The 19,501-nt window shown below is 70.4% G+C and carries 15 protein-coding genes and 1 tRNA gene; 3 read left to right on the forward strand and 13 right to left on the reverse strand.

From position 1 onward, the window contains the following. Positions 1-95 precede the first annotated feature (95 nt). From B6G06_RS06095 to B6G06_RS06105, 3 genes are read right to left on the reverse strand one after another with little or no spacing between them, the layout of a single operon-like run. Positions 96-1,532: a sugar porter family MFS transporter gene (locus B6G06_RS06095; protein WP_081171513.1), complete on the reverse strand. Its 1,437-nt coding sequence runs from the start codon at positions 1,530-1,532 to the stop codon at positions 96-98. Beyond that, on the reverse strand, positions 1,529-2,386 hold the full coding sequence (locus tag B6G06_RS06100; protein WP_081171515.1) for a TIM barrel protein: 858 nt from the start codon (positions 2,384-2,386) through the stop codon (positions 1,529-1,531). Before B6G06_RS06100 ends, B6G06_RS06095 begins: the two co-directional genes overlap by 4 nt. Next, complete coding sequence (locus tag B6G06_RS06105) at positions 2,383-3,408, reverse strand: Gfo/Idh/MocA family oxidoreductase (RefSeq protein WP_081172236.1); 1,026 nt, start codon at positions 3,406-3,408, stop codon at positions 2,383-2,385. Before B6G06_RS06105 ends, B6G06_RS06100 begins: the two co-directional genes overlap by 4 nt. 321 nt (positions 3,409-3,729) lie before the next feature. Between B6G06_RS06105 and B6G06_RS06110 the strand changes: the two genes are divergently transcribed. Beyond that, positions 3,730-4,743 (forward strand): LacI family DNA-binding transcriptional regulator, encoded by a 1,014-nt coding sequence (locus B6G06_RS06110; protein ID WP_081171517.1) that lies wholly within the window; start codon positions 3,730-3,732, stop codon positions 4,741-4,743. A gap of 53 nt (positions 4,744-4,796) precedes the next feature. Here B6G06_RS06110 and B6G06_RS06115 read toward each other — a convergent pair whose 3' ends face one another. From B6G06_RS06115 to B6G06_RS06130, 4 genes are read right to left on the reverse strand one after another with little or no spacing between them, the layout of a single operon-like run. Continuing rightward, positions 4,797-5,774 (reverse strand): ABC transporter substrate-binding protein, encoded by a 978-nt coding sequence (locus B6G06_RS06115; RefSeq protein ID WP_081171519.1) that lies wholly within the window; start codon positions 5,772-5,774, stop codon positions 4,797-4,799. Then, the gene (locus B6G06_RS06120) at positions 5,774-6,451 is read right to left on the reverse strand and encodes an ABC transporter permease (protein WP_080462939.1); all 678 of its coding nucleotides are present in this window, start codon (positions 6,449-6,451) and stop codon (positions 5,774-5,776) included. The genes B6G06_RS06115 and B6G06_RS06120 overlap by 1 nt, the downstream gene beginning before the upstream one ends. Beyond that, positions 6,448-7,110 (reverse strand): ABC transporter permease, encoded by a 663-nt coding sequence (locus B6G06_RS06125; RefSeq protein ID WP_081171521.1) that lies wholly within the window; start codon positions 7,108-7,110, stop codon positions 6,448-6,450. Before B6G06_RS06125 ends, B6G06_RS06120 begins: the two co-directional genes overlap by 4 nt. Next, positions 7,107-7,982 carry an ABC transporter ATP-binding protein gene (locus tag B6G06_RS06130; RefSeq protein ID WP_081171524.1) on the reverse strand — a complete coding sequence of 292 codons (876 nt, stop codon included), beginning with the start codon at positions 7,980-7,982 and terminating at the stop codon, positions 7,107-7,109. Before B6G06_RS06130 ends, B6G06_RS06125 begins: the two co-directional genes overlap by 4 nt. Before the next feature lie 336 nt (positions 7,983-8,318). Between B6G06_RS06130 and B6G06_RS06135 the strand changes: the two genes are divergently transcribed. Next, complete coding sequence (locus tag B6G06_RS06135; RefSeq protein WP_205635445.1) at positions 8,319-9,326, forward strand: zinc-binding dehydrogenase; 1,008 nt, start codon at positions 8,319-8,321, stop codon at positions 9,324-9,326. 51 nt (positions 9,327-9,377) lie between these two features. Here B6G06_RS06135 and B6G06_RS06140 read toward each other — a convergent pair whose 3' ends face one another. The 5 genes from B6G06_RS06140 to B6G06_RS06160 all read right to left on the reverse strand — a co-directional run bounded on the left by B6G06_RS06140 (position 9,378) and on the right by B6G06_RS06160 (position 17,085). Further along, positions 9,378-9,764 carry a DUF1304 domain-containing protein gene (locus B6G06_RS06140; RefSeq protein ID WP_080462936.1) on the reverse strand — a complete coding sequence of 129 codons (387 nt, stop codon included), beginning with the start codon at positions 9,762-9,764 and terminating at the stop codon, positions 9,378-9,380. Between the two features lie 276 nt (positions 9,765-10,040). Continuing rightward, entirely contained in the window at positions 10,041-11,351 is a 1,311-nt protein-coding gene (locus tag B6G06_RS06145; RefSeq protein ID WP_080462935.1) for an anaerobic C4-dicarboxylate transporter family protein, read from the reverse strand. A gap of 263 nt (positions 11,352-11,614) precedes the next feature. Further along, positions 11,615-13,036, reverse strand: coding sequence for a class II fumarate hydratase (fumC, locus tag B6G06_RS06150; protein WP_080461765.1), 1,422 nt, complete (start codon positions 13,034-13,036; stop codon positions 11,615-11,617). 407 nt (positions 13,037-13,443) lie between these two features. Next, positions 13,444-13,517, reverse strand: a tRNA-Met gene (locus B6G06_RS06155). 172 nt (positions 13,518-13,689) lie between these two features. After that, entirely contained in the window at positions 13,690-17,085 is a 3,396-nt protein-coding gene (locus B6G06_RS06160; RefSeq protein ID WP_081171526.1) for a UPF0182 family membrane protein, read from the reverse strand. A 167-nt stretch (positions 17,086-17,252) separates the two neighbouring features. On the opposite strand from B6G06_RS06160, the gene B6G06_RS06165 reads away from it, so the two are divergent. Further along, complete coding sequence (locus B6G06_RS06165; protein ID WP_081171528.1) at positions 17,253-17,861, forward strand: PPA1309 family protein; 609 nt, start codon at positions 17,253-17,255, stop codon at positions 17,859-17,861. A gap of 21 nt (positions 17,862-17,882) precedes the next feature. Here B6G06_RS06165 and B6G06_RS06170 read toward each other — a convergent pair whose 3' ends face one another. Next, a complete protein-coding gene (locus B6G06_RS06170) occupies positions 17,883-19,367 on the reverse strand; it encodes a zinc-dependent metalloprotease (protein ID WP_081171530.1) in 1,485 nt (494 codons plus the stop codon). Positions 19,368-19,501 lie beyond the last annotated feature (134 nt).

Here is a 19,501-nt window from a genome sequence, read left to right on the forward strand (position 1 = left end):
CTGACGACGTGGACGGATCCGCACGCCGAAGGCGGTTCGGCGCCACGCCCCCTCGCGGTGGTCGTGGCGCCGGACCGTGTTCCATCAGGCTCCGGTCAGGAGTACTTCTCCTCGAAGTGCCGCTCGAGGGACTCCAGGGAGCGGCCGAAGGTCTCCGGCAGGTACTTCGCGTAGAACACCAGCGTGCACGCGTTGATCACCGCGAAGACGAAGAACGTGTTGCCCTGCACCGCCGCGATGAGATTCGGGAAGGCGAAGGCCACGATGACATTGCCCATCCAGTTGCAGAACACCGCCACGCCGTTGGCCAGCCCCCGTACGCGCATCGGGAAGATCTCCGAGAGCATGAGCCAGAAGGTCGGGCCGATGAAGCACTGCATGGAGAACAGGAAGGTGAGCATGAACAGCAGCACCAGGTAGGAGCGCGCCGTCGACTCCGGCAGGAGGAACATCGAGCCCAGCAGGATCAGCGAGATGACCACGCCGGTCTGGCCGATGAGCATCATACGCCGGCGGGGCAGCTTCTTCAGGAAGCCGATGCCGATGGATACCGCCGCCACCGAGACCACGCCGTTGGCGATTGTCGCGACGAGGGCCGCCTGGGTCCCCAGGCCGGTGGTCTGGAGGATCGTCGGGGCGTAGTACATGATGCCGTTGACGCCGGTGAGCTGCGACAGGGCCGCCAGGCCGATGCCGATCGCGGTGATCTTGCCGATCCACGGGGTCTTGAGGTCCACCCAGGAGCCCTTGCCGAGCGCAGCCTCCTCCTCGACGCGGCGGATGATGTCGCTCCCCTCGTCCTCAACGCCGTCGGCCATGCGGACCTCGTTGAGAACCTGCCACATGTCGGCCGTGCGCCCCTGGCTCGCGAGCCAGCGCGGGGACTCCGGAAGCAGGTGCATGCCGATCCACAGGCCGATGGCGGGGACCGAGGCGATGACGAGCATCCAGCGCCAGACGTGGGCCTGCGGCCACATGACGGCGATGAAGGCGTTGAAGGAGTAGGCCAGCAGCTGGCCGGTGACGATCATGAGCTCATTGCGCGCCACCATCGTGCTGCGGATCGTCACCGGCGCCATCTCGGAGAGGTAGACGGGCACGGTGGCGGAGGCGCCGCCCACGGCCAGTCCGAGGAAGAAGCGGAAGGCCACGAGGGCGGGGTAGTTCGGGGCCAGGGCGCAGCCGAGCGCCCCGATGAGGAAGATGACGGCGACGGTGTAGATGTTCCTCTTGCGCCCGTAGCGGTCGGACAGGCGCCCGCCGACGATGGCCCCGATGGCCGCCCCCATCGTGAGGGAGGAGGTGACGATCGACTCCTGGAAGGCCGTCAGCCCCAGGCCGCCCTCCTCGGCGCCGCGCGCGAGGAAGGGCAGGGCGCCGGCGATGACGCCGGTGTCGTAGCCGAACAGGAGGCCGCCGAGGGTGGCGATCGTGCGGATGGTGAACAGGCGCTTGTCGACGCGGGTCTTTTCCGCGGGAGTCCCCGCGTCAGCATGGCGGGCCTGGACGGCCGCACCGGCGTTGTCGCTCATGCGGGGCCTCCTACGGTGAAGGTGGTGATGAACTGGTCCAGGGCCCCCTCGGAGGCGGCGGTGGAGCCGGGCTCGTCCGCGTCGGTGGCACCCCAGGCGAAGGCCTCCATGCCGATGTTGCCGTGGTAGCCCATGTCGGCCAGGGCGGTGACGATGGCACGGTAGTTGATCTCGCCGGTGCCGGGCTGGGCCCGGCCGGGGACGTCGGCGACCTGGAGCTCCCCGATCCAGGGCAGGGCCTGGCGGCACAGCTCGATGAGGTTGCCCTCCCCGATCTGGGCGTGGTATAGGTCGAGATTCAGCCTCAGGTGAGGCGAGTCGACGGCGCGCACGAGGGCCAGGGCGTCGGCCGCGGTGGCGAAGGGGCAGCCGGGGTGGTCCAGCGCGGTGTTGAGGTTCTCCAGGGTGAACACGCGCCCCTCCCTGGCTCCGAGCCGGGCCAGGCGGGCACAGGTCTCGGCGGCGCGCAGCCAGTCGCCCGGGGTGGGGTGGGCGTTGGCCACGACGGGGATGCCGCCCTCGCCCAGGCCGGTGCCGTGGAAGTTGAGCACCGGGCATTCCAGTGTCTCGGCCGCGGCCAGTGACTGCTCGGCGGTCTCGAGCAGGCGGGCGATGCCCTCGGAGGTGGTCAGATCGCCCTCGATGTATCCGGTCATGGACATGATGCGCGCCCCGTCGGCGCGCCGGGCGGCCAGGGCCTGGAGGTCCTTGGCGGTCCAGTCCCAGATCTCCACGCCCAGGCCGCGCGCGGCGATGGCCTCGACGCGCTCCATGAACGGCTTATCGAGATAGATCATCTCAGCGCAGGCCGCCAGGGTGAAGGCGTTGCCCGCAGGCACGGTCACAGATCTCATCGAGCCACCTCCTCAAGGCGCACGGTGCGCGACTGCTGGACCGAGAGGATGGCCGCTCGGGCGATCTCCAGGGCCTTGACGCCGTCCTCACCGGTGGGGATGGCGGGGGCCGCGCCGCTCACGGCCTCGACGAAGGCGGCGAACTCGGCCACGTAGGCGCCGTGGAGGAGATCGGTGTCCGCCCGGGACGTGTCGTAGGAGACGCCGGCCGGCCCGTAGTACTCCATGTCGCTGGTACGGCTGGAGCCGGCGACGGCCATCCCGCCGTTGCCGAAGACCTCTCCGCGCACGTCATAGCCGTAGGTGGCGCTGAAGGAGGCCTCGGCGGTGGCGAAGGCGCCGTTGTCGAAGCGCAGGTGGACGACCGAGGTGTCGAGGAAGCCGGCCTCGCGGGCGTCGGGCCGGATGAGGGCGTCGGCATGGGCGGTGACCTCGGTGACCTCGGAGCCGGGGTTGAGGAAGCGCAGGGTGTCGAAGTCGTGGATGAGGGTCTCCAGGAAGATCGTCCACAGCGGGGTGCGCTCGGGCTCTCCGCCGTAGGGTCCGGGGTCGCGGGTGAGCGAGCGCAGCAGCTGCGGGGTGCCGACGCGGCCGTCGTCCACCGCTCTCCTCGCAGCGACGAACCCGGGGGCGAAGCGGCGGTTGAAACCGACCTGCAGGACGACACCGGCCCGGGCCGTGGCGGCCACGCACCCGTCGGCCTCGGCCAGCTCGGTCGTGATGGGCTTCTCGGCGAAGACGTGCTTGCCGGCCTCGGCGGCGGCGATGATGAGGTCGTGATGGAGAGCGGCCGGGGTCGTGACGACGATGGCGTCGACCCCGGGGTCCTCGAGGACTGACTCGGCGTCGGCCTCGGCACGGGCGCCGAGATCATCGGCCAGGGCGGTGGCGGCGTCGATACGGGGGTCGACGACGGCCACGAGCTCCGCCGTGTGGAGGTCGTGGGCGATCGCGGTGGCGTGGTGCGCGCCGATACGGCCGGCACCGACCAGCGCGATCCTGACGGGCTTGCGAGATGCCATGCTTCCTGACTCCTTCGTCATGGTCTGGGTGGTGAGGCCGGGACTCCGCAGCGTCATCACTGTGCTCCTGGCGACGAAATAGACCGTAGTGCATTCCAATTCCCCTGGATCGCGAGCGCATGAAGTCTGCACCTTCGTCAGCGTCTTATCGCTGCTGGCAGGCCATTCATCCGATGACGGCTCTCGACAGAACGTTCTAAAATTATTAGATTCCAGTTTCAGGCGACCGCCCCGGGGGCGGGAGCCCCGGCCGGGCCCCATCGCGCGGGCAGCGTGCGGCGATGAGAGGACGGCACGATGGCCCGTGGCAGGAGCAGGAGGGTGACGCTGGTCGACGTCGCCCGGGAGGCCAGTTGCTCCGTGTCGATGGCCTCGATCGTCATGCGGGACGCCGCAGGCGCCTCCGAGGAGACCCGTCGTCGCGTCAAGGCCGTCGCCAAACGGCTCGGTTATCGGACGGACCAGAGGGCGCGGGCCCTGCGTTCGGCGCGCTCGGGCCTGATCGGGGTGACCTTCGCCGTCCACCAGCCCTTCCACGCCGAGCTCATCGAGAGCCTCTACCACGCTGCGGAGACCGCCACGACGCACCGCCTCGTCCTATCCGCCGTCATCGACACGATCGATGACCGCCGTGCCGCGGATACGCTGCTGCGCGACCGCGTTGACGCACTCATCATGGTGGCGCCCTCTACCGGCGCGGCGCGGCTGAGGAGCCTCGCCGACGAGGTGCCGGTGGTGACGATCGCCCGACCGGCCGCCAGCCCTGCGGTGGACGTCATCCGAATCGATGATCGGGGCGGGCTCATGCTCGCCGTCGACCATCTCGTCTCCCTCGGGCACCGGCGGATCGCGCATGTCGACGGCGGCACGGCGCCGTCCTCGGCCGAGCGCAGCGCCGGGTACCTGGAGGCGATGGACTCGCACGGCCTGGGCAACGAGATCGTGGTCCTGCCAGGAGGCATCGAGCAGGAGCACGGGCTCGCCGCCGCCGCCGCAATGGTGGAGAAGGCGCTGGCAGCCGGCGGGCTGGAGCACCTGCCGACCGGCATCGTCGCCTTCAACGACCGGGTGGCCGGCGGCATTGTCCTGGGCCTGAGGGCGGCCAGGGCGGCGGTGCCGGAGCGGGTGAGCGTCGTCGGCTTCGACAACGCCCGGCGGGCGCAGGCCGGGCCGGTGACCCTGACGACGATCGACCAGAACACGGATCTCATGGCGCGCCTGGCGCTGGAGCGCGCGATCGGCCGCGCGGCGAACAGCTACCTGCCCACCGAGCAGGTGGTCGTGCCCCGACTCGTGGTCAGGACCTCGACCGCGAAGGCTCCGGGACTGGGCTGACGGACACTCCTCAGGCCTCCTGGGTGGGCGCTGTCGCCGCGGCCGGGAACCGCTCAGCTCACGAGGCCCTGGGCGGCCAGCCAGTCGGCGGCGATGACCTCGGCGGCGAGCTGCTCGCCGGTGGAGCGGGCGTTGAGGGAGCGCAGCTCACCCGGATCCAGGCGCGCGCAGACCGCGTCGATGGCCTCCACGGCCGTGGGCGCCAGAGCCTCGGCGACCAGCGGGGTGACGCGCTGAGGGGCGATGAGACCGGCGGGATCCTCCAGGATCACCAGACCATTGGCCTCGATGGCCGGATCGGAGGAGTAGATGTCGGCGACATCGACGCTCCCGTCGGTCAGGGCCTTGACGGTCAGCGGCCCGCCGGAGTCCTCCACAGGGGTGAGCTCGATATCGACCCCGTAGACGGTTCTGACACCCGCCGGCCCGTAGGGACGGGCCGTGAATTCGCTGTTGGCGGCCATGCTCACCGCGCGACCGAGGCCCGCGAGGTCGCCGATGGAGATCAGGCCATGCTCCTCGGCGCTAGCGCGGGTGACAGCGAAGGAGTCCTGGTCGCTCGCCTTCGCGGGGGCCAGGACCCGCAGTCCGCTGGGGAGGATCCGGGTGAGCTCCTCCTGGACGGCCTCGGCGGTGATGGGGCTGGCGGCGGGGATTGCGGCCCCCTGGGTGGGACCGGTGCTCGCCGTCGCCGAGACGCGCTGGTAGTACTGCAGGAGGTTGCCGCCGTACTCGGGGATGACGTCGATGGAGCCGCTGGCGATCTCGGGCAGGTAGGCCTCGCGCTGGCCGATGCGGAACTCCCGCTGGACGGTGAGCCCCTTGGCCTCGATGGCCTGGGCGAAGAGCTCGGCGATGATCTCGTTGGAGTAGTACTGCTGACTGCCGACGACGATGCTGCCCTCGCGGCGGTGGACGGCGAAGGGATTCGCGTCGGAGCAGCCGGCCAGGAGGGCCGCGGCCCCGGCGCCCAGGCCCGCAAGCATGGCGCGCCGGGTGGGCCGCGCGGCGGAGTGGTTCGGGCGGTTCATCAGGCCTCCTTGCGCCGCTGCCGCGATCCCGCGGGCACACTGGCCCTCTGGAGGAGGGCGAAGAGCCCCTCGGAGACGAGGGCCAGGGCGATCACCAGGAGCGCGGAGGCGAGCATGATCGGGTAGTCCTGGGTCTTGAGGCCGAGGAACATGAGGCGGCCCAAGCCCCCCGCGCCGGTGTAGGCGGCCAGGGTGCCCGTGGCGATGACCTGCAGGGAGGCGGCGCGCAGGCCGCCGAGCATGATCGGGGCGCCCAGCGGCATCTCAACCCGCGCGAGGATCTGCAGTGGGCTCATGCCCGCCCCTCGCGCACCGTCGACGGCGGTGGGGTCCACGGATTCCACGCCCGAGTAGGCCCCGGCGAGGGCGGAGGGAAGCGCGAGGATGACCAGGGCGATCATGGGCGCCCCCGGTCCGATGCCCAGGGCCAGGCCGAACATGGTGACGAGCCCCAGAGTGGGCAGGGCGCGCACGGCGCCGGTGAGGGAGATGACGAGGGCCCGCCCGTGGCCGGTGTGCCCGATCCACCACCCGATGGGCATGCCGATGAGGGCGGCGATCGCCACGGCGGCGAGAGAGTAGGCGGCGTGCTGCACCAAGAGCCGGGCGATGCCCATGGAACCGGACCAGTGGGCGGCGTCGGCCATGTAGGCGAGGGCGTCGAGGAGGAGCCTCATGCGGCGGCCCTCCCTGCCCGGGCTCCCCCGCCGCGGGACCAGGGCATGAGCAGGCGCCCGCCGGCGACGATGAGCAGATCCACCACGAGGGCCGTCAGGGCGGTCAGCAGCACGCCGGCGATGATCTCGGGCCAGATGCCCCGTTCGAAGCCATCGGTGAAGAGCCAGCCGAGGCTGCGCACGCCCAGCACCGCGCCCACCGTCGTCAGCGAGATCGTGGAGACGGTGGCCACCCGCAGGGCGGCGACGATCGCCGGGCCCGCCAGCGGCAGCTCGACGGTGGTGAATCGGCGCAGCCGCCCCATGCCCATGGCGGTGGCGGCGTCGAGGGAGCGGTGGTCGACGGCGTCGAGGGCCTCGACGGTGGCGGGGACGAGGAGGGCCAGGGCGTAGAGGGCCAGGGCGACGACGACGTTGAGCGTGGATCGGATGCCGGTGGCCAGGATGATCGGCAGGATGACGAACAGCGCGAGGGAGGGGATCGCGTAGAGGAGCGAGGCCGCGATGGTGATGAGGCCGCGCAGAGGGCGGGCCCTCTGCGCGAGGCGCGCCAGGGGGATGGTGAGGAGCAGAGCGGCGCCGATCGCGGGCAGCGCCTGGGCGAGGTGGGACTCCAGGCAGCTGAGGATGAGGGCACGGCTGGCGAGGATCCACGTCATGGGCGCGCCACCTCGGCGGCCTCGGGCGCGGGGGCCGGTGAGGACGGCGATCCGGCGCCGGAGTCGCGTATGGCCGTCTCGCGCAGACGGGAGGCCCGGATGTGGTCGTCGAGGCCGAGGAAGCGCTCGACGAATGCGTCGGCCGGGTGATGGAGGATCTGGGGGCCGGTGCCGCGCTGGGCGATCCGGCCGCCCTCGCGCAGGACGATGATCTCGTCGCCCAGGGCCAGGGCCTCATCGACGTCGTGGGTGACGAAGAGGATCGTCTTGCCGAGCTCGCGCTGGAGGCGGGCGGTCTCGGCCTGAAGCTCGCGGCGCACGAGGGGATCGACGGCGCCGAAGGGCTCGTCCATGAGGAGGATCGCGGGGTCGGCCGCGAGGGCCCGGGCGACGCCGACTCTCTGGGCCTGCCCGCCGGAGAGCTCATGGGGGTAGCGCTCGGCCAGGGCGGGGTCGAGGCCGAGGATGCCCATGAGCTCACGGGCGCGGTGGGCGGCATCCGCCCGGCTCGTGCCATTGAGCCGGGGCACGAGGGTGATGTTGTCGATGACGCGGCGGTGAGGCAGGAGACCGCCGTTCTGCATGACGTAGCCGATGGAGCGGCGCAGGACGACGGGATCCCGACCGGCGACGTCCTCGCCGTCGATGAGGACGCGCCCGCTTGTGGGCTCGACCATCCGGTTGACCATGCGCATGAGCGTGGTCTTGCCCGAACCCGACGAGCCGAGCAGGACAGTGGTGGTGCCCTGGGCGATGGTGGCGCTGAAGGCGTTGACCGCGGGGCCCGCCGAGGCATCCGCGCCCTGGCGCCTGGCGCGCCGAGGGACGGGGTAGTGCTTGGTAACGGAGTCGAACTCGATCTCACCACTCATCGACGTGCTCTCCTCGTGGTGTGGGGCCTGGGCTGCCACTCGCTCAGTCCGGGCGCCTGGAGACGCGCTGAGGGTGGTCCCGCATGAGCCAACACCCGATGATCCCATCTCATTCCCCGCTGCTGGGAGGAATCTTCATATCCGCTCCGATTCCCCGCAATCGGCCATGAGCATGAGCGCCCTCCGGCACGCCCTGCCGATCCTATTCAGTCCTGAACGGACTTGATCGGACCTGGTCGGCTCGGCAGGATAGCCGTTCGCGCCTGGCGTCCCACGCCGATTCCTGAGAGATTATCCAGGAGGCCCACCCCGCATGAGTCTTGACGAGGAGATCCCATGCCCGCATCGAGCTCGACTGACCGCTCCACCGCCGCGACTATGCGCGCCGCCGTGCTCACCGGCATCGGCGTGGAGAACCTGCGCATCGTCAATCTGCCGGTTCCCGAGCCCGCGCCGGGATGGGTCCGGATCAAGGTGATGGCCTTCGGGCTCAACCGCTCGGAGTACCACTCGGTGACCGGCCAGGCCGAGGGGATGACCCTGCCGAGGGTGCTGGGCATCGAAGCGGTCGGCGTCGTCGATCTGGATCCCGACGGCACCCTGGCGCCCGGAGCTCAAGTGGCCACGCTCATGGGGGGCATGGGCCGGATTTTCGACGGCGGCTACGCCCAATACACGGTGGTACCGAGCGAGCAGGTCATCCCCTTCTCATCCGATCTGCCGTGGGAGGTCATCGGCTCGGTCCCCGAGACTCTTCAGACCGCCCACGGCTCGCTCACCACCGGCCTGGATCTTCAGCCGGGCCAGTCGCTACTCGTTCGCGGCGGGACCTCCGCGCTAGGCCTGGCCGCGGCGGCCCTCGCGGCGGAGAAGGGCTGCCGGGTCTACGCGACCTCCCGACGCCCCGAGGGCTGCGAGCTCCTGGCCTCCCGGGGTATCACCGCCCTGCTCGACGACGGCTCCGTGGCGCCGCAGGTGCGCGAGGCCGAGCCCAATGGCGTTCACGCGGCACTCGAGCTCGTGGGCGTGCCGGCTCTGCGGGACACGCTCGCCGCCACGGCGGTGCACGGCACCGTGTGCTTCTCGGGGATGCTCTCCGACGCTTGGGCGATCCCGGAGTTCTACCCCCTGGAGTGGCTGCCCTTCGGCGTCCGGCTGACCGCCTATTCCGGGGGCGCGGAATCCCTGCCGGCCGCGGAGTTGCAGCGGGTCCTGGACGCGATCGCCTCGGGAACACTCGACCTCCTGCCGATCCATGCCTACCCGCTGGAGGACATCGCCCGAGCGCAGCGCGACATGGCGGCCGGCACCCATATAGGCAAGCTCGTCGGCCTGCCCTGGTGAGAGGCCGCCTCGCCAGCGACACGCCGGGGAGCCTGATCCTGCCAGTGCCTCTCAGGCGAGCAGGCCGATGGCGAGCGCCACTACGGCCAGCAGGGGCAGCGAACCCTGCTTGAGGGCGGCGGCTCGATGCGGGCGCGAGCTGAGCAGGAGAACGAGGGCCGCGGCCAGCATGGATCCGGTGCCCGCCAGCGCCAGCGCGGCGCCGATCCCCCGGTTCCCCGCGGCGGCGATGGCAATCCCGGCGATGGTCTCGATGGCGAGGAATAAGTTGTAGAAGCCCTGGTTGAAGGCATAGAAGGCGTGCGGGCGCGCCTCGGCGGCAGTGCCGCCGAAGGTCTTGCGGGCCAGCGCCCCCTCCCAGGCGATCGACTCCATGTAGAAGATAACGATGTGGAGGGCGGCCGCCAGGGCGGCGGCGATGAGGCCGAGGACGAGCACGTTGTTTCCTTCCGGGAGGCGGCGGGGCACGGTGCGGCAGCGCGGAGCGCCATCGTCAGATTCTGCACCCTCTCCCCCGCCGCCCCTCCATCGAGACCGGTCGAAAACGGCAACGAGACCGGTCCGCCGTCCATAGGCCGGGGCCCGCCGAACCAGGTGGCGTAGAACTCCTTGGCGCCCTCGAGGTCCCTTACCCGGATGGCGGCATGAGCGATCCGGGCATAGCGCCCCCTCTCCTTGCCCCTGTCATACCAACGGCGTCTTCGGGCAGTGCGCTCACACCACGATCGCCCCGATGACGAAGCCCAGGGCGACAGTGACGATGATCGCCACCGTGCCCGGCAGGACGAAGGGATGCGCGAAGACGTTGCTGCCGACCCGTGTCGATCCGGTGTCGTCCATCTCCATGGCGGCGACCGTCGTCGGGTAGTTGGGCAGGAGGTAGTAGTTCGCCACCGCCGGGTAGCTGGCCACGAGCGCAACTGCCGGCAGGCCCAGCCCCACCATGAGGGGCATGAAGGCCGAGGTCGTGGCGGCGTGGGAGAACATGAGCGGGGCGGCGAAGTAGAAGAAGACGGCGGCGAGCCACGGCGCCGCCTGCAGCGGCCCGGACAGAGCATCGGAGATCGTGGCCGTGTAGTGGTTGACGAAGGTGTTCCCCAGCCAGGCCAGCCCCAGGATGCACACCGCCGCGGTCATGCCGGCGCGGAAGGTGTCCTGGGAGGTGATCGACGTCGTCGGCTTCTTGGCGAGCACGCAGATGAGCGCTGCCGTGGTGAGCATGATGAGCATGATGGCGGCAGTGGAGTCCATCGGGGCCTCGTCCACGAGGCCGAGCTCCTTCGAGGTGATGGTCGCGTAGGCGACGGCGGCGACGAGCCCGCCGATGAACAGCCAGAGGCCGGTGACGGCTGCGGGAGCGGCGACGTAGGAGTCGTCCCCCGCCGTGGAGGGCTTGATGAGGCCGGCGGCCTTGCGCTCCTTATACACCGGGTCGTCGACGAGTTCGCAGCCCTGGTGGGCCGAGACGATCGCGCCGACGGCGCATCCGATGAAGGTCGTGGGGACGACCACGGCGAGGCACTCGAGGTAGCCCACGCCGATGGGCTCGAGTGCGACGACGAGGGCCACCATGGCCGCGGAGATCGGGGAGGCGGCCACCCCGACCTGGGATGACACGACGGCGATGGACAGCGGCCGCGAGGGGCGGATCCCATGCTCCTTGCACACGTCGACGATGACGGGGATAACGGAATAGGCGGTGTGCCCGGTCCCGCACAGGAAGGACATGAAGAAGGTGACGAAGGGCGCGAGGTAGACAATATGGGTGGGATGGCGGCGCAGAAGCACCTCGGTGAGGTGGACGAGATGATCCATGGCGCCGACGACTTGCAGCGCGGCCACCGTGCAGATGACGGACATGATGATCCCGATGACGGACCACGGGATGTCTTCAGTGGCCGCGTCAACGCCGGTGACGACGAGCACGAGGACGCCGGCCGCGCCCATGAGGCCGATGCCGACGCCCCCGAGTCGGGCACCGAGGATGATGAACAGGAGAACGACGAGGATATGGAACCAGATCATAAGTGTCTCCATCAGCATGAGTTCCGAGCATTGTGTTCCGAATGCTCTGATCCAAGAATAGTGACACCTCGCCAGGACCGCCAGGGTTGTCCCAGATGGAAGACACTTTCACCGCCGTTTTTCCACTATTCGGATAACTGAGCCGGGCCCTGGTACCGACGACGGCGCCCGCCCTCCGACATAGCGGGCGCCGTCGTCGGTCCCGCCTGGCCGGGCCCTCTCGATGAGGGCCCGGCCGAGGGCCCGCGCTCAGCGGGCGCGGCTCACTTGGCGGCGCTGGGGTGCGTCATATCCATGGGCACCACCCAGGCGTCGAACTCCTCGGCGGTGACGAAGCCGAGCTCGAGGGCGGACTCGCGCAACGACAGGCCCTTGCGGTGCGCGTTCTTGGCGATCTTGGAGGCCTTGTCGTAGCCGATGTGGCGGTTGAGGGCCGTGACCTGCATGAGGTTCGTGGCGAGGTTCGCCTCGATCTTGGGCAGGTTGGGCTCGATGCCGTAGGCGCAGTTGGTGTCGAAGGAGACGCAGGCGTCGCCGAGCAGGCGGATGGACTCCAGGACATTCCAGGCCATGACGGGCTTGAAAACATTGAGCTGGAAATTGCCCTGGGATCCAGCGAAGCCGACGGCGGCATCGTTGCCGAAGACCTGCACGGCGACCATGGTCATGGCCTCGCACTGGGTGGGGTTGACCTTGCCGGGCATGATCGAGCTTCCGGGCTCGTTCTCGGGGATGAGCAGCTCACCGATGCCGTTGCGCGGGCCGGAGGCGTACCAGCGCACGTCGTTGGCGATCTTCATGAGGGCATCGGCGAGCACGCGAAGCGCCCCGGAGACCAGGACGAGGGCGTCGTGCGCGCCCAGGGCCGCGAAGAGGTTGGCGGCCTGGGTGAACTCGATGCCGGTCTCCTCGCTGATCTTCGCGGCGCAGAGCCGGCCGAAGTCGGGGTGGGCGTTGAGACCGGTGCCGACGGCGGTGCCGCCGATGGCGAGCTCGCGAGCGCGGGAGTCGGCGTAACGGATGCCGTCGAGTGCGAAGTCGATCTGGTCGACCCACCCGGAGATGACCTGGCCCAGGGTGATGGGGGTGGCGTCCTGGAGGTGGGTGCGGCCCACCATGACAACGTCCTTGTATTCCTCGGACTTCTTGGCCAGGGTGTCGCGCAGCTGGGCGACGCGCGGGTACATGGCCGCCAGCTCGCTGACCACGGCGATGTGCATGGCCGTGGGGAAGGTGTCGTTGGAGGACTGTCCGCGGTTGACGTGGTCATTGGGGTGAACGGGGGTTTTGGAGCCCATCTGCCCACCGGCCAGCTCGATGGCGCGGTTGGAGATGACCTCGTTGGAGTTCATGTTGGACTGGGTGCCCGAGCCGGTCTGGAAGACGACGAGCGGGAAGTGGTCGTCGAGCTTGCCGGCGATGACCTCATCCCCGGCGGCGGCGATGAGGTCGGCGATGTCCTGGGGGAGCTCGCCGAGCTCGGCATTGGCCAGGGCGGCTGACTTCTTGAGCACGCCGAGGGCGCGGACCATGGGCCGGCCCCACACGAAGGTGTTGCGGCCGATGTCGAAGTTGTGCAGGGAGCGCTCGGTCTGGGCGCCCCAGTAGCGGTCGGAGGCGACCTCGATGGTCCCCATGGAGTCGGACTCTGTGCGCGTCGTCGCGCCGGACTTCTCAGTTGTCATGGTCCCAAGGCTAGCGAAAAGCGGGCCCACGCACCCGCGGACTCACGTCCCGCAGCACCGGGAGATCGCCGGCTCCCACTCGGAGCCCCAAGGACCGCACCGGAGAAATACCCGGCCAGCGCCCATAGGGCACCTGGCCGCGCGGCGGCTGCCTCAGGCCACGATATGAGGCCCGGCCCGAGGTGGGCCGCACCGACTGGTGCCGCTCCCACCGAATAGCGCCTTCGCCACCGAGTGGTGCTGTGTGCACCCACTGGTGCGTCCTGCCCGCACCTGTGGGTGCACACGGCACCGGTCAGCACCGCCCCGTGCGGAATGCACCGCCGATAGCCCGTGGGTGCCGGCGGCGTACGTGCCGGGCATGCGGGAGGCCCCGGCACCTGCTGGTGCCGAGGCCTCCGGTCTCGTAGCGGGGACAGGATTCGAACCTGCGACCTCCGGGTTATGAGCCCGGCGAGCTACCGAACTGCTCCACCCCGCGTCGGCGAGTGAAACTCTAGCCCGGGCCCGCGCCCGTCTTCAAGCCGCCAGAGCGTGCCCTTCCTCACCAGGAGCGCGGCCGAGCCGGAGGCCGGACCTCCGGCAGCACCGGACCGCAAGCGGCGCGCGGGGTTGGCCGGCCGGGCGCGCCCGGCCGGCCAACCCCGCGGCCCCTACTTGCTGTTCAGCTTCCCCTGGGCGTCGACGGCCCGGGAGATCGCCGCGTCGAGGCGCTTCTGGGCGTCTCCGTAGGCCGTCCAGTCGCCGGCCTTGAGCGCCTTGTCCGCATCGCTCATCGCCGTCTGCGCGTCGGCGAGGGCGCTCTGCAGATCTGTCGCCGGGTCGCCGGTCGAGCCGCTTGTGGAGGCGCTGGGGGCGGGGGAGGCGGGCGCCGTCGTCGCCGGGGCGCTCGGAACGGCCGTCGGCGCGGAGCCGGCTGCCGCTGAAGGATCCACGGCAGGAGCGCCCGCACCCGCCCCACCGGAGTCGATGGGCGCCGTCGAGGTGCCGTTGGCGGCGGCGGCATCGCCGTTGACCTCCTCCTGGCCCGTCTTGGCCCCGGAATCGCCGCCGAAGACCTGATCGAGCGCGCCGGACAGGTTGTCCGCGAAGCCCACCTTGTCCCCGAAGGAGACCAGCACCTTGCGCAGCAGCGGGTACTGCGTGCCCGAGGACGACTGGACGTACACCGGCTGGACGTACAGCAAGCCTCCTCCCACTGGGAGGGTCAAGAGGTTCCCCTTGATCACCTGGGAGCCCTGCTGGGACAGCAGGTTGAGCACCGTCGAGGCCTCGTTGTAGGAGTTGAAGTTGCCCTGGACCTGACCGGGACCCGGGATATTCGAGGATCTGGGCAGCTCGAGGACGCGTATCTTGCCGTAATTCGGATTGCGCACCCCCGCCTGGCCGGAGGAGGTCTCGGAGTCCACCGCCATGAAGGCCGTGAGCACCGTGCGCCCGGGGAAGATGAAGACGCTGGACAGGGAGAAGCTCGCCGCGTCCTGATCCGGCATCTTCAGGCTCAAGTAGTAAGGGTCCTGCGGGGACTCGCCCTGCCTGTTCGGGTCGGCGTCCCGGGTCGGGTCGTCGGGGACCTGCCAGAAGTCGCCGCCGGAGTAGAAGCTGGCCGGGTCCTGCACGTGGTACTTCGCCATGATGGAGCGCTGCACCTTGAACAGGTCCTCCGGGTAGCGCATATGCGCCATGAGGTCGGCGCTCATCCGGCTCATCGGCGTGATCGTTCCGGGGAACACCTTGGACCAGGCCTTGAGGATCGGGTCGTCCTGGTCCCATTCGAACAGGTGCACCGAGCCGTCGTAGGCGTCGACGACCGCCTTGACGGAGTTGCGCACGTAGTTCGACTCCTCGGGCGCTCTCACCAGGTCGTTCGAGCCGGTGGCCGCCGTGAGGGAGGCGTGCTGGGAGTACGGGTAGTTGTTCGTCGTCGTGTAGCCGTCGAGGATCCACAGGACGCGCTTGGGGGTGGAGGGGTCGTCGTCATCATCCACGACGGCCGGATAGGGGTTGCCGTCCAGCGTGAGCCAGGGGGCGACCTTCGCGACGCGCTCGGCGGGGTCGCGATCGTAGAGGATCTGGGAGCCGTCCCGGACCTCCTTGGAGAACAGGAGGTTCATCTCCTGGAATTTCACCGCGTACAGCAACCGGTTCCAGTAGTTCGACACGTTCGGGCCGCCGTTGCCGGCGAAGGTCGAGTTCACCTGGCCGTTGGGGGCGGTGTCGTCGGGGTAGTCGAGCTCGCTGGGGCTGCCGCCGTCGTCCCCGCCGACGATCGAGTACTTGGGCGAGGACTGGCCGAAGTAGATGCGCGGCTCGTAGGCGCCCAGATCCCCCTGGGAGGGGATGCCGCCCTCCCAGAACGCCGGGCTGCCGTCGGAGGCCACCGTGTTGCCGTAGGCGGTGACGACGCCGTAGCCATGGGTGTACACGGTGTGGTCATTGATCCAGGTCCGCTGATCCCGCCCGACGCCGTTGAGGTTGAGCTCGCGCACCGCGATGACCGTGTCCCGGCTGCGGCCGTTGATCTGGTAGCGGTCCACGTTCAGGCGGGGCTGGAAAGAGTAGTACTGCTTGTTCTGCTGGACCTGGCGGAAGGTCGGCGAGATCTGGCCCGGGTCGAGCAGGCGGATCGACGCCGTCGACTCCGCGTCCTCCAGCAGCTGGCCCGGCTCCGCCGTGGTCTTGGCGTCATAGGCGGACAGGCTGGCGTCCCCCAGCCCGTAGGCGGCCAGCGTGGCGTTGATATTGCGGCCGATGTACTCCGACTCCTCGCGCTGCGCGTTGGGCTCGACGACGAAGCGCTGGATGACCACGGGGTAGCCGGTCCCGATGACCAGGGCCGAGGCGACCATGACGACGACGCCGATGATGGGAAGCCGCCACGAGCTGGAGCGGATCGAGGCGATGAACAGCACCGCGATGACGACGGCGATGGCGGCCAGGATCGCCTGGGCGGGCAGGACCGCGTTGACGTCGGTGTAGGCGGCGCCGTCGAACCTGGAGTTCGAGGAGTGCAGCGAGGTGTAGCGGGTCAACCAGTAGCGCGCGCCCTGCAGGAGGCTGAAGGCCGCCATGAAACCGGTGAGGTGGATGCGCGCGGCGCGGGTGACGTGCTGGGCGCGCGCCACCGCGATCCCACCGTAGAGGTAGTGGACGGCCACGCTCGCCAGGCCCGCGAAGATGACCACGCGGATGAGGAAGCCGACCACTGTGGTGAGCACCGGCAGGATGAAGACGTAGAAGGAGATGTCCATGCCGAACTGCGGATCGGTCGCCCCGAAGGGCTCGGCGTTGAGGGCCAGGAGGAACTGCTGCCACTTGGGCGCGAGCTCCCCGGCCGCGCCGGCCAGCGCCAGGGCCGCGGGGATGAGCCAGGCCAGACGCCGGCGGAAGGGCTCGACGAGCGTGCGGTAGGCCTCCAGATTGCGAGTGGCCTCGTCGGTGGGGACCTCGATCTCGCGGGCGCGGTAGGCCGCGGTCATCGCGCCGCCGATGGCCAGGAACATGATGGCGAACCCGACGACGAACAGCGCCCCGGCGCTGGCCCAGTGGGTCCAGAAGATCCGCTGGTAGCCCACCTGGTTGAACCAGAGGACCTCCGTCCACCAGTGCGAGAGGACGCCGATGAGCGCCGCCGCTCCGGCCAGGATGCCAATCGTCAGGGAGAGCGGTCCCGGGCGCCGGGAGGGGCCTGCGCCGCTGGAGGGCCGGTGGGCGCGGCCGCCGTCGTGCCCACCACTGCCATGAGAGCCGCCGGAGCCGCGGCCTCCACTGCGGGAGTCCCCGCCTCCGCCGTCCGCCGGGCCGGGGTCATGGGCCTTGAGGGCATCGCCGAGGTGACGCAGGAAAGCGGCGTCCCCCTCGAAGAACATCCCCGAGCGGACGCGGTCCTCCTTGCTGGGCTCGTCAGCGGAGCCCGCCGAGCCCCCGGATTTCCTCGGCCCCTTCACCCCCTCCGGTTCCTCGGCGCCCTCAGACGGGGTCCGGGGCGCATCCTCGGGCCGGTCGGGATCTGGCTGCTCGATGGGATCGTCGTCGGACCTGTTGTTCACGATCACGCTCCGTCGCTGGTGCCGCGCGACCCTCGCGCGGGCTGGGTCGGCGCCGAGGCGCCCGGTCCCCATGGTCCCATAGGCGCGAGACGGCGATCAAAGCGGGACGCGCCGGTCGGCGCCGGGATCGGCCGGAGGAATGGTTGCGAGGGTGCGAGGATAGGCGCATGACGCAGTCGACCGCCCCTGGGGAGAACCCGTCCGTCACCGGGACCGCGCGCCGCCTCGCGCTCGGCTCGCCGCGCCACGTCGCCCTGGCCGACGCCGTCATGGAGCTCGAGGAGCACATGGCGAAGCGGGGCTGGGACGCTCCCGTGGCGGTCTTCGCACTGGTGCGCACCTCGACGGCCCTCCAGGCCGATCCCTCCCTGGCCGACCTCCTGGACCCCGGCGCCGTGGAGGCGGCCGGGGAGAACCCGGAGTCGCTCATGATCGTTGAGCAGGAGGACCTGCCGCCCTCGTCCACGCTGGAGGACCTGCTCACCCAGCTCGCCTGGCCGATGAGCGTCGACGGCGTGGCCGTGTCCGCTGAGCGCATCATCCTGCCGGCGGAGGCGGAGGCGGAGGCCGCCACGATCGAGGACGAGGCCGAGCAGCTGGCCTACCTGGAGAGCCGGACGGATCGCGAGGAGGTGCGCGTCGTGGTCGGGGCGCTGCGCTCCAATGAGGCGTGGTGCGCGGTGCGCGCCCGCTCCCAGGACTCCCCCGCCATGGTCGCCCAGGGCCCCGACCTGGTGCCAGGGCTGGCGGAGGCCCTGCGGGCCACCTTCATCTGAGCCTCGTCCGGGCGCCGGGGCTCAGTCCTCCCCGCCGGGGGCGCCGGGACCATCCGAGTCGGGGCTCTCGTCCCGCTTCCCGCGCCCGCCCTGATCGGCCCTGTCCGCCTCTCGGGCGGCGTCGGTGTAGCCCAGGGTGCCGTCGAGCAGCGAGGCGAGATCGGCGTCCATCTCGGCGTCCATGTCCTTGTCCGCCTGCCGCATCGTCAGGAAGTCCTCGGGGTGGGCGAGCTCGGAGGCGGTGGGCATGACATCGGGGTGCTGCCAGAAGGCGTCGCGCTCGGCATCGCCGGCCTGCGAGCCGATGCGCCGCCACAGCTCGGCTGCCTCACGGGCGAGCCGGGGGCGGAACTCCAGGCCGATGAGCTGGGCGAAGACCTGCTCAGCGGGGCCGCCGGCGGCGCGACGGCGCCGCATCATCTCGGCCAGCGCCATGCCTCGCGGCAGATGCGGGGCGATCGCCCGCTCGGTGACCACCTGCACCCAACCCTCGATGAGGGCCAGGAGGGTCTCGAGGCGGCCGAGGGCCTCGAGCTGCTCGGGACTGGACTGCGGGGAGAACATGCCCCCGGCCAGGGCCGCCTGGATCGCCTCGGGGTCATGCAGATCCACCTGCGCCACGGCTGCCTCGACGGCGTCTGTGTCGATGGCGATGCCGCGGGCGTAGGCCTCAACGGCGCTCATGACCTGCCCGCGCAGCCAGGGGACATGCGCGTAGAGGCGCGCGGTGGCGGCCTCCCGCACGGCGAAGAACATCCGCACCTCCTCCTCGTCCTCCTCCAGCTCGGCGGCGAAGGCGCTGATATTGGCGGCTAGGAGGGCGGTGCCGGGCTCACGGGTCAGCGGCAGGCCGACCTCGGTGGAGGCGACGGCCTCCTGCGCGAGCCGCCCGATGGCGTGGCCGAGCTGCATGCCGAAGGCGGCGCCGGCCATGGTGCGCATGATCGCCTCCAGGGCGCCGACCTGCTTGGCGGCCTCATCCACCGCCTCGCCCATGTCCCGCATCTGGTGGGTGAGGGCCTCGAAGAGGGCGCGAGTGGCGGCCTGGGCGACGGGCGCGCAGACGTCCTTCCACACGGGCATGGTCTGAGTGACCCAGGCCTCTCGGCTCCAGGCCTCGCGCCCGCCGGGGGCCGGCATGAGCTCGGTAGCGGTGTCCAGCCAGAGATCGGCGACGGTCAGGGCCCGGCGGATGGCCTGGGCCTGCGCGGCCGTGACGGTGGGGTCGCCTGCCCCCTCACGCGCCTGCTGGAGGGCGAGGTCACGGCCCATGGTCCAGTTGACGGGCTGGGATGAGGAGGCGGCGAACATCTGGGACAGCTGCGCGCGCATCGCCATCGCCTGCCCGGGGCTCATGCGCGCGAGCTCTTCCATCCCGCCCATCGAGGCGAGCTGCTCGGGGGCGATGCCGGAGGATCGCAGGGCGGCGACGGCGTCGCGCGCGGTCTGCGGCCCGAGGATCGCGGAGAGGAGCTCCTCAAGGGTCTCGAAGGGGTCCTCGCTCATGGGGTTCCTCCCTGGCGGTGGTGACTGGCTGGCGTCGAGGCGGTGCCGTAAGGCGGGCGCCGAGGGAGCGCCCGCCGGGCACAGGATGATCGTGCCATGGGCGCCTGCGCGCCGGGTGCGCGCTTCGCCGGCAG

The sequence above is a fragment of the Actinomyces gaoshouyii genome, assembly GCF_002076915.1.
GTDB lineage: Bacteria > Actinomycetota > Actinomycetes > Actinomycetales > Actinomycetaceae > Actinomyces > Actinomyces gaoshouyii.